Origin of the sequence: Yersinia sp. 1252 StPb PI (assembly GCF_048593885.1) — a bacterium.
GTDB classification, from domain to species: Bacteria; Pseudomonadota; Gammaproteobacteria; order Enterobacterales; family Enterobacteriaceae; genus Yersinia; species Yersinia enterocolitica_E.
The window spans coordinates 1-9,131 of record NZ_JAZGQE010000176.1 but is presented as its reverse complement, the minus strand read 5'-3'; the positions used below and the strand labels follow the sequence as shown (position 1 = coordinate 9,131).

Below are 9,131 nucleotides of genomic sequence, written 5' to 3'. Positions count from 1 at the left end.
TGATATGCCTCTCAGTGAGATGAAAGAAAGACCGGATACTTCAGTTTAGGCTGGCACTGTTTTCAGGGTGAAGATCAACCCCACCAGTACCCGCCGCCGACTAAAACTGAAATCGTCAGTGCGACGGCTATCAATCTCAATAGGGTTTCTTTCATGCAGATATCTCGAAGTGAGGACTATCCGTTTCTCCCTTCTCTTGAATGCCGTTTCCGTTCCAATCGGCACCCCAAGTAATTTTCACACCCAGTTCACTGGCAGCTTGAAACATCGCTTTGGACACGGCTTTAAAAGAAGATAAGTTGTCCCAGCCCGTTACCGGCAATAAATCAACAGCATTGCCAGTGATATGCTTAGATCTCATTGTCCAAGTGACAATTTTGCCGGGCGCTGTTCTTCCCTGAGCGTATAGTTGCTCTTGCCGCGCTAAAGTGCGCACCCCTTCGATAACAATAAAATCAATGGTCGATAGCTCCAGAGCGCGGCGAACCACTTTCACCAAGTCAGCATTAACGCCTTTGAGGTTCCCCTCACTCCGCTGGCTGAATCTAAAATTACTTGTCATTCTCTTTTCCTTCTCCCATTGGTCTGCCCGTTACCTTCCACTTGAACAAGCTGGATAAATAATCCGTGCCGAGATAACCAATAATTACGCTTGAAAGGTATGCGAGGTCGGTCGATAACCCGAAGAAATTAAGTAGGTCACGCACCGCAAAAGCTATCGCAGCACACATCAGTGCATCCAAAAAACATCTACGCCATGGCTTCTCGTTATACCGGCCACGTAACCAGGCGATAATCCCAGCGATCCCGCCATAGCCCAACTCGGGACGATGTGCGGCTATCCATCGGGTAATGATGTCCATAAGGTCAGGGTTGTTATGCATTTTCATATCTCCCCCTCCCGGACGGGCTGGGCGTGTAGTTAAGGAATTTAGCCCATCAGTGCAGCCACTCATCTGTTAATAGTGTGTGTGGAGTTGATTGGGTGACTGATGGGCTAAAACGAAAAAGCCCCAGCGGTTAAGCTAGGGCTAAAATTTGGTACGCCATCGCGGACTTGAACCACGCACCGTCAGCTTAGAAAACTGGCGCTCTATCCTGATGAGCTAATGGCGTAATGTTTTAATATATAAACAAAAAAATGCCCCTACGAAGCGGGCTAAATCCTCAAAAGTCACATACAACAGGGGTAAATCGTTGTGAGTTCAACCCTACGCCTAAATGAGTAGGAAGCAATGAGAATCTCGGACAATATTATGAAAATAGTGCAATTCAATGAAGATAACTCTAATTAACTTTAAATTAACAGGATATTTGACATGAAAAAACCAAAGATGCTTACCGAAAAATCTGATTTCTATTGATAACTAATCTACAGAAAGCATTCCAATAGCTAAACTCAAATAAAATTTACGTTCTTCATTTTGCTCTTGTAAAAATTCAGACTTGAAATGTTGTACTAAATTATTCAAGTCGATATTTTCTCCACTTACGCGAAATTTAATAACAGCTTCGCCGATTAACCTACTTACGTAATCGCATGTAGCATTTAAGCTATATCCCTTAGGGATCATAAAAACCTCAAAGTTAAAATTCCCCATTCAGTGTAGGTTATTTCTTGTACAGATTATCTTTCTTACCAATAAACCACTGAATGTGCTTAGGTTGCTCAAATTATTACAGTTATGGTTACATTTCAGGATCAATACAAAGCAATCTGCTGGCAGTATACCCTCAAAATACAAAAGGCCCACCAAAGTGAGCGTTAACGTACTTTAACGTTTTCATGCCGTTAACTATAATTTGAAGCCGGTTGCGGTTCCGGCGTCAACATCTACCAATGTGCTGACCGCATACCTTTCAATCTACTTCTGTGGTGGCCGGCGCTGATCTCGGCTATGTCAGATTCTCACTGCGCNACTCCGTTTATTAGGGAGTGGGTTTACACTCTCCCTTGCAGGCCGTCTGCTGGAGTTTTGCCAGCCTGCACGGTCACTTCATCTCCAGTATTGCGGCGCTTTAGCATGCGCATTCACCACATTCGGCTGAGCGCCAAGTCATTGGTGGAACAATGATCTAAATAGATTGGGATATGAACCCGTTACTCAATGATTCTCAGGCGAATGTAGAAATGAAAAAAAAGCCCTAGCGGTTAGGCGGGGCTGAAGCGAAGGGGTATCGTTACGGGGGCCTGCCCGTGGTACTGGCCAGTTGGTTATACATTAACTCTAGCTTATAAAACCATTAACGTGATTGGATAGTTAATAATAATCACTATTACGAATGCGTATTATTAAGTATATCTTTATGAATTTTATTAACTTATTCATTCAATTTGACTTAAGTCACATTAATTAAATAAAACAATCATATGATGTCTGGCAGTAAAAATTTCCCTGGTGTTCGCCTATTGGCACCCCTTACCAAAATAAACGGTGGTAAGGTTTTTTTTGCACCCAATAATCAATATTCGGCTGCGTACTGTTTCACAACGATTGGATTAACCAATCCAGTACCTATGCGAATGTAGACTCACCACATTCTGCTAATTCTACATAGGGGATAATCCCGCATGTAAAAAGCCCTCGAGCTATTAACTCAAGGGCTGGAATAGTTGCCGGTTTTTCCCGGCTGTCACTGCGTACAAATGAAGCATGCTTAACTTCTTTTAAAATCGATTATTGAAAATATTTCCTTTTCACCGACCAAGCAACCCCAAACCCCGCCACACACCCAAGGATCTTTCCTGCGATTTGCCAAGATAAAGAATCTATCGTCGCTCGAGTAGTCTCCTGCCCATACTCGCCGAAAGTCCTCATGCCCTCTGAGTGATTTCCAAAAAATTGAGGCATGAGTGCGACAATTAGTGCAACTAAAATTGCATAGATTACATATTTTTTTTCGACGTAATATTTGTCTTTAGTCAAAAACAAGCAAAATAGTGCTGAAACACCACCAATTAAAAATCCGAAAAACAAGGCGCTACCGAGGCTCTCTAATTTATCGATATAATTTAAAAATTCATCCATGCCAACCCCAACAATATAGTCAAAGAAGTGATGAATATAATAAATACTCCCCCAGAAAGCTATGTCCATAAATAGAGATTTACAACATTAAAAGCACAAAACCCCGCCGAAGCGAGGTCTTTATTTTTCGTGGTGGGTTACATGCGAGATATGCCACTATTTAAAGAAATTACGCCAAGTTTATGCAAAATGCAAGCGATATGTTTAAAAAGTGTCGCCATTAGTACCAATCATGTGCCTATCGTGTAATTCGCTGAAACTCATCCTCTGCATAACTCTCTTCAATGTCGCATTTAGCCACCAGCGACGCATAGAACGGCTTCCAATTGCGCGACCAAGATGATTGGGTTAGTTCAGGAAGCAGCGCTGTAATCGCTCGGTAAGCTGTTGTTGAGGGGGTCCGTTTGTATCCAATTCCTGAGCAGCGTTCACACTCTTTCTCGACTGGCACACCAAGCCGCTTGGATTTCTCAAGGTCACGCACTTTACCGGTGCCATTGCAGCGGCAACGATGGGAAATTTTCCCCTTTCCGTTACAGGGAATACACAATTCACCCACCAGCTCATCCTCTATCCATGCATCTGTTTTTTCACCGCATCCGGGGTGTTTAACCACTTTTTGAATGCTGTAAATCAGCCTCTTCCCTTTGCAGTGTTTACATGTGGTAGTAGCCGCTGCCGAACTGCAGTATTCCTCATAGGCAAATTTAGCCAGAATAACCATACATTGAGCCATTCGGCGGCCCGATGCTTTGCCGACATGCTTCGGGGCATTCTTCATGGCAAATTGGGTAAGCTGTTCGACGGTTCTGATCCGGTCCTCTTTGCTAATGCCAACCTTGCCAAGATATGCAGCCATTCCGAAACTGGCCCGAGCCTCAACCATTCCCATTGCAGCGGCTAGGTCCGGTCCCTTGAGCGAGTCGGAAGAGGTAGCGCGGGGAGAATCCGTAATCATCTGGCTCTTGGCGCTGAACTGTTTCATTGCTGATTCTAGTTTCACTATGCTGCCCTCTTTGTATAGACCTGCTCACGAACCTGGTCGCCGTTCATCACAAAATCATTAAAATCGCCGTTATCAGGCCAACGCACGCTGACAGATATCAAATCGTTTTTTGCTCTGAGATTGGCGGTGGCACAATTAAACGCTGCGGCCTGTCCAGTGGCGGAATGTTTATCCATATCAGCGAAAATGATGAGGTGTTTTACGCCTGCTGGCACCCTGAATTTCTCCATGAATCCGGCATTGATTACTGACCATGTGTTTATCCCGTACACCTGATAGCAGGACAGTGATGTTTCAATTCCTTCAGCAACTCCCAGTGTGGAGGCAACCGGAAACATGCGGATCGCCACTGAGCGAGCATGATCGAGATAGTTCTGTTCCTGTAGTGATTTAAGCCGTTTAGCGCTATCACCGATATTCGCTTTTTTATCCCCATCAAGCAGGGTCTGATGCAGGTAACAGAGTTCCCCCTTATCATCTGTAGCCAGAGAATAAAGCGCCTGATATACCCGCCCTGCATGCCGCTGTTTATCGCAAAACCGGACCGCTTCAACAGGAAGCCGGTTAATACCCCGCTGGCGCAAATAATCTGCGGCAGTGGTACCGCGCAAATCCACCAGCTTTGAAAACTTACTGATAACTCGCTGCCGCTGTTTCGCTGCTGAACTGGTGACAGGAATGCTGATGTGTCGATAGTTATTGCCAATAAGCTGATCCACCTCGGCGCATAACTCAGAAAATGATTTATTCTGAGTCAGGTTAAGCAGTTTCATGCCATCGCCGCTATCACAGGTACAAATCCACATTCCAACGCCTTCACGATCATCAATACGGAACTTGCCGCGAGCACCGCATACCGGACATTCCCCCTTGAAGTGATTTTTGCCAGTGATTGGCGGTAAACCGAAGTATTCAAAAATCTCAGCCCATCGGCCCTTTGCTGCTTCTGCTGTCTTCATGCTGGTTTCCTTAAACTTTTCCGTATTTCTTCAAGGTGATTTTTGGCTTCGATAATCGCCATAGTGGCGTCAATATTTCCGGAATTACATTGCTGAACTGGTGGCTTTAATTTCTCCCGGCCTTTAGCAAAGGAGATGCGTTTATGTTTGATGTAGCTGCTGACTTCCGGTGTTATTTCCATCGGGAAATCACTTAAGCCATTAGGCCATTCGCTAAATTTGTCGTGGAAGGTATGTGAGCACCACCCATCGCTTACGGGCTTACCCATCGATGAGCGCTGACGTTGATAGAACTTGATCTGACTCCACCAGGCTTGCTTGTCGGATTGGGTGAATACACGCTTTCCCTTGCCCAATTTTTTCAGTCCGCGCTGGGTGTCGGTATCCACGTCCTGTCCTGCCAGTGGCTTAAATCCACATTTAGGGCAGACGTATACCCCTGCGGGTTTCATGAAATGACACTCAGTGCATTCTTTAGGGAGTTTTTCAGTGCGTTCCTCTGTCTCACGACTGGCGCTATCTTTCATTCCGTCGTTTTTGGATGGCAGTTCGTTGTATTCGATAGAGTCAGGGAAGCCCAAACGATGCACTGTGCCGCTGTGATCGAAAATCAGACACGACTCTTTCCCTTGCGCGGTTCGAAGCCCACGGCCTAAGCTCTGTAGCCAGCGGATTTCGCTTTTTGTTGGGCGGGCATAGATAACGCAGCGGACATCACTGTCAAAGCCAGCCACCAGCACACCCACACTGACGATGATTTTCGTAGCGCCCATTTCGAAGCGATGAATGATGAGTTGACGCTCTTCATGAGGTGTTTCAGCTACCATCACCTCGGCGTTAATCCCAACCTTATTAAACTGAATAGTGACGTAGTTGGCATGAGCTACGTTTACGCAGAATGCCACCGTAGGCAGATCCCGCCCGTTCTGTAACCAGTTATCAACGATGTCACCAACGAGATCAGCACCACACATGATTTCTGCAAGTTGGGTTTCGTTATAGTCAGATCCGAACTCAGCAGAAACGGTAGTTTTAACGCCTTTCAAGTCAGGTTTGCCGGGCGCATAGAATTCGTAACCGCTCAGGTCACCACGCTGGATCAGCTCTCCGATGGTCGTGGGCTTAATCAGACGGTTATAGTAATTCCCTAAAAATGGTGAAAATGGCGTACCAGACAGCCCAATAACTTTCACATTGGTTTCGGTAACCAGTCGATTAATCTCAATCAGGATCTGCTTTCTGCGTAAGTGGGCTTCATCAATAATCAGCAGATCGATATTGTCGGGAAACTCACGGCGGATCAGCGTATCGGCACTGGCAATCTGAATTTTTAGCGCAGGGTCATAGCTCGGGTGGTTGCGCCAGATAAAGCTGATTTCATCTTCCGGCAAACCGTACTCAACAAAACGGCGGGAAGTCTGGTTGATCAGAACGGTGAACGGGGCGACAAACAGCACCCGCATACCACGACTGACAAAACCGTCAGCGATGAATGCCGCTAAGCCGGTTTTACCACTGCCTGTCGGTGCATAGACCATGAAAGAATTAAATGACTTCCAGTCACGGCGCAGCATGTTCAAAGCGCGTTCCTGTGCGAAGTTCGGTGTAATGTTCAGCATTGTGTAACCTCTCGCCAATTAACTATTCCAGAGAAAACCTTTCTTCTGGTCTATGCCTACTCTGCGTATCATCTTGCTAGTACGGTTGCATTTTGGAGGGCTAACCCCCTAGATCGAGATCTACCTAACCTATGGAGTGGTCTGTTGGAAAAGGCCTATTCCAATCCCACATCCACCTCCCCCCTTACCCCCCTCCTCCTTCTCCCTTATTCACGTACTAGCTAACGAGTACATTGATACGAAAAAAGACGGACAAAGAATCTCGACCTGCTAACACCTGACACCTTCAAGTCAGCGTGTAATTTACTGCTTCAAGCCGCCACACCTTCGGGGCTGCTATTACTTCACTACCAACGGCGGACTGACCGTGTAACCCTGCAGTGCTTTTCCGTGGCTTTTCACAAACAATCTCAATCGCGTATTAGCTTCATGCCTTGCTTTGTTCTCTTGACGGTATGAAACAGACTCCGTGTAAAACGCGACCTGATAAGCCTCTGCATACTTAACGACAACCTTTCTGCGCAACGAGGGTGCCAATTGCTGTAACTGCTCCTGAATCCACTTCCCATCCTCGGGACAAAACACCGTTGGCATGATTACCTGGACGAACTGCTCATAAGCCATCAATGCCCCTCGTCGTTAAACTAATCCGAGCTGAATCTGAGACTTTGGTTGCCGCTTCCGGCCCGGCTTGCGTTCGGCTTTCGAACAATTGAACTGAACCCACAGATGCGCTTCCCGCAAACAATCGTCGAAAGCGGCACCCTTGCGGCTTGCCTGAGCGAGTTTGTGATAGTGCTTGACGCCTTCGTCTGCCCCCCCCCTAGCAATCACGTCAGGGACGCCATCAGCCACCAGCGCAACTAAAATGTGTTTGTGGATAAACTCCGATGGACTCATTAGTTAATCTCCGTAAAGATCAGAAATCTTTCTTGATGCCATTCAACAACCAATGAGGCGAACACCCTAACGCCTCGGAAATTTCAAGGAGATGCCTGGGTCGGTGAGATGTACCCGACTCAATTCGCTGAATAGTTTGCTGCTTAACCCCTGAAAGAACAGCGAGTTGATGCTGTGTTAAGCCTCGCTCTAGCCGCAGTTCCTTCAATCGAAGTGAAATAGACATATAACCTCAGTCAAATACAACGTTTGCAGTATTTAAATACACAATTTGTTGTTTGTCAATTACAACGCTTGTTGTATGATGCTTAGCATAAATATGGAGGGGGTTAAAAATGTCATTGGCGGAAAGGATTAAACAAAGAAGGCTAGAGCTGGGGCTTACACAATCAGAACTTGCTGAATTAGCTGGAACGACACAACAAGGCATTGTCTCTGTAGAAACAGGACGAACTAAGCGCCCTCGATATTTGCACGAACTAGCTAAAGCTCTTCAGTGCGATCCTGATTACCTACTCACTGGGAGCGAAGGTAGCAATGTTTCTTTTGTAGGCACCCATACCCCAGGATATCGATACCCAGTAATTAGCAGCGTTCAAGCTGGCGCATGGGGGGAGGCTATTGAAGCTTACAGCCTTAAGGATATTGATCTTTGGCTTGAGTCTGATGCGCATATACAAGGCGATGCATTCTGGTTGGAAGTAAGTGGTGACTCAATGACTGCTCCTATTGGACTAAGCGTACCTGAAGGGACTTTTGTCCTTTTTGATACCGGACGTGAGGCATCTAATGGGAATTTAGTGATCGCTAAAATGGAAGATTCTAATGAAGCGACATTCAAAAAATTAGTCATTGATGGGGGGCAACGTTACCTTAAAGGACTGAACCCAGCATGGCCCTTAGTTCCAATTAATGGCAATTGCAAAATTATAGGTGTAGCTATAGAAACCAAATTGCGTCTGCTATAAATCTGCTTCACACTAGATCAAGGTCGCATGCGCGGCCTCTTTTTTGCTCTTCATATCCTCAATCAGCATTCAAATAGCGACCTCTTAAGCAAAAGTGGTCAGCTTCAATAAAACACGCACAAACTACGTTAAAAATAATTCTCAATAAAATACAACGAATTAATGTTAACTTTAAAATAAAACTCATTTTGTTGTTTACATAATACAACGAAATGAGTAATCTTCATTTCATCAGTTAACAACAGGTGAAAAAAAATGAGCAACCCAAAAAGCAGCATTGCAATACGTGGGTCTATTATCGAATGCGAATCCATCACTCTTCGTGTTTCGCCAGGCGAATATCACAACTTTCCAATTGTAGATAATAAAGATTTGTTTGCTCATTACCGTCGAACAAAGGAAGAATGCAAGTTCCAACTAGTCACCAACTTACTGGATGAACCAGCTATTTTTGCTATTTACAAAAGAGTTGGTGAGTTCTTAATTTTAGTATGTGCATTTTCTTCCTTTGAAGAAATTAATACCGAAGCATTGGAGATTATTAAATCTAATGAACAATTAAGAAAATCAATTTCATGTTCCATAGGTGAGTTAAATGATAAAAATTAATAAAATAGCTGAGAAAGCTAAACCAATAGCAAACCAGCATC

The 9,131-nt window shown here is 45.0% G+C and carries 12 protein-coding genes and 1 tRNA gene; 2 read left to right on the top strand and 11 right to left on the bottom strand.

The window, feature by feature from the left end; all coding sequences use genetic code 11:
• Positions 1-151: 151 nt before the first annotated feature.
• The 11 genes from V2A85_RS19345 to V2A85_RS19295 form a co-directional block, all read right to left on the bottom strand.
• Positions 152-562, bottom strand: a complete 411-nt coding sequence (locus V2A85_RS19345; RefSeq protein WP_420072125.1) for a M15 family metallopeptidase — start codon at positions 560-562, stop codon at positions 152-154.
• Entirely contained in the window at positions 552-890 is a 339-nt protein-coding gene (locus tag V2A85_RS19340) for a phage holin, lambda family (protein ID WP_420072124.1), read from the bottom strand. Before V2A85_RS19340 ends, V2A85_RS19345 begins: the two co-directional genes overlap by 11 nt.
• 149 nt (positions 891-1,039) lie before the next feature.
• A tRNA-Arg gene (locus V2A85_RS19335) sits at positions 1,040-1,116 on the bottom strand.
• Between the two features lie 251 nt (positions 1,117-1,367).
• Complete coding sequence (locus tag V2A85_RS19330) at positions 1,368-1,574, bottom strand: hypothetical protein (protein ID WP_420072123.1); 207 nt, start codon at positions 1,572-1,574, stop codon at positions 1,368-1,370.
• A gap of 1,104 nt (positions 1,575-2,678) precedes the next feature.
• Positions 2,679-3,029, bottom strand: coding sequence for a hypothetical protein (locus V2A85_RS19325; RefSeq protein WP_420072122.1), 351 nt, complete (start codon positions 3,027-3,029; stop codon positions 2,679-2,681).
• 238 nt (positions 3,030-3,267) lie between these two features.
• On the bottom strand, positions 3,268-3,987 hold the full coding sequence (locus V2A85_RS19320) for an antitermination protein (protein ID WP_420072121.1): 720 nt from the start codon (positions 3,985-3,987) through the stop codon (positions 3,268-3,270).
• Between the two features lie 44 nt (positions 3,988-4,031).
• Positions 4,032-4,994 carry a DUF7146 domain-containing protein gene (locus V2A85_RS19315; RefSeq protein WP_420072120.1) on the bottom strand — a complete coding sequence of 321 codons (963 nt, stop codon included), beginning with the start codon at positions 4,992-4,994 and terminating at the stop codon, positions 4,032-4,034.
• Positions 4,991-6,568, bottom strand: coding sequence for a DEAD/DEAH box helicase (locus V2A85_RS19310; RefSeq protein WP_420072126.1), 1,578 nt, complete (start codon positions 6,566-6,568; stop codon positions 4,991-4,993). The genes V2A85_RS19315 and V2A85_RS19310 overlap by 4 nt, the downstream gene beginning before the upstream one ends.
• Positions 6,569-6,952: 384 nt before the next feature.
• Positions 6,953-7,237, bottom strand: coding sequence for a hypothetical protein (locus V2A85_RS19305; RefSeq protein WP_050127345.1), 285 nt, complete (start codon positions 7,235-7,237; stop codon positions 6,953-6,955).
• Positions 7,238-7,252: 15 nt separating this feature from the next.
• Positions 7,253-7,513, bottom strand: a complete 261-nt coding sequence (locus V2A85_RS19300) for a hypothetical protein (protein WP_420072119.1) — start codon at positions 7,511-7,513, stop codon at positions 7,253-7,255.
• A gap of 19 nt (positions 7,514-7,532) precedes the next feature.
• Positions 7,533-7,739: a helix-turn-helix domain-containing protein gene (locus tag V2A85_RS19295; protein ID WP_072079314.1), complete on the bottom strand. Its 207-nt coding sequence runs from the start codon at positions 7,737-7,739 to the stop codon at positions 7,533-7,535.
• 109 nt (positions 7,740-7,848) lie between these two features.
• On the opposite strand from V2A85_RS19295, the gene V2A85_RS19290 reads away from it, so the two are divergent.
• On the top strand, positions 7,849-8,481 hold the full coding sequence (locus tag V2A85_RS19290) for a LexA family protein (RefSeq protein WP_050127340.1): 633 nt from the start codon (positions 7,849-7,851) through the stop codon (positions 8,479-8,481).
• 255 nt (positions 8,482-8,736) lie between these two features.
• On the top strand, positions 8,737-9,090 hold the full coding sequence (locus V2A85_RS19285) for a hypothetical protein (protein WP_050156666.1): 354 nt from the start codon (positions 8,737-8,739) through the stop codon (positions 9,088-9,090).
• The last annotated feature ends 41 nt before the right edge of the window (positions 9,091-9,131 follow it).